At 41.9% G+C, this 1185-nt stretch carries 2 protein-coding genes; both read left to right on the forward strand.

The window, feature by feature from the left end:
* The first annotated feature begins 34 nt into the window (after positions 1 to 34).
* Positions 35 to 415 (forward strand): GxxExxY protein, encoded by a 381-nt coding sequence (locus tag ACZIX4_RS19940; RefSeq protein ID WP_411405961.1) that lies wholly within the window; start codon positions 35 to 37, stop codon positions 413 to 415.
* Position 416: 1 nt separating this feature from the next.
* Complete coding sequence (locus ACZIX4_RS19945) at positions 417 to 1166, forward strand: tetratricopeptide repeat protein (RefSeq protein WP_463337413.1); 750 nt, start codon at positions 417 to 419, stop codon at positions 1164 to 1166.
* Positions 1167 to 1185 lie beyond the last annotated feature (19 nt).

Raw genomic sequence — 1185 nt, forward strand, 5'->3', positions numbered from 1 at the left:
AAAAAAATAAAAGGTAAGGCCAACAAGAATGTTTATAACAGAAAACCAAATAGCAAAAATAGCCTTTGATTGTGCACTCAAAGTTCACAAGGCTCTTGGCCCGGGACTTTTGGAAAGTGCCTATACCGAATGTTTGTGCTATGAAATATACAAGTCAGGTTTATATGTTGAAAAAGAAAAGCCAATGCCGCTTCAATATGGAGAAATAAAGCTGGACACCGGATACCGGACAGATATTATAGTAGAGAACAAGTTTATTATCGAAGTTAAATCTGTTGAAGAAGTCCATGACATCCATCTTGCACAGTTGCTGACTTATCTGAAGTTATCAGGGTGTAAATTAGGTTTTTTGATAAATTTTAATGTTATACTACTCAAAGATGGTTTGAGAAGAGTAATTAACGGGACATTATAGCATGAAAAATATAGCATACATAGTACTCTTTATAACCCAGCTGGCTATGGCGCAGAGCTTTGACCAGGGTAATGCCCTGTACAAAAAAGGCGACTATAAAGGCGCTGCCGCCCAGTATGAGGGTATATTGAAAGAAGGCAAAGAATCGGCTGAAGTGTACTTTAACCTGGGTAACGCCTACCACAAAATGGGCCAGGTAGCCCCGGCGGTTTTCTATCTTGAAAAGGCATTGCTGCTGGATCCTGGGAACAAAGATGTGCAGGTAAACCTTGCCTTTGCCCGCCAAAAGGCCGTAGACGATATTAAGGCCACGCCACGTGTAGGCTTTTCTAAAATGATATACAATGCCACCGGCGGTTACCATTACAACACCTGGGCATGGATAGCTGTGAGTTTTGCATTCTTATGCCTTGCGTTGTTTGTGGGATATTACTTTTCGGGTAGTACGCTGCTGAAGCGTATTTTCTTTGTGGGGATGTTTGTCGCCGTAGGTTTACTGGTGCTCAGCATCGTCTCCGCCATATACGTTAAGGCGCAAAATAACCGGGAAAATTACGCTATAGTATTCCCCGAAGTGGTTTCGGTAAAGGCCGAGCCGAGGGAAAATGCGCAGGATGCTTTTATACTGCATTCCGGTACGAAAGTCAACATCCTTGAAACCGTTGACAAATGGGAAAAAATACAACTGGCCGATGAAAAAACGGGCTGGATTCCACAAAAGGACATAAAAAAAATCAAAGAGCAGCTATAGGCTGCTTTTTTTATACAAT

Source organism: Flavobacterium niveum, assembly GCF_055231775.1.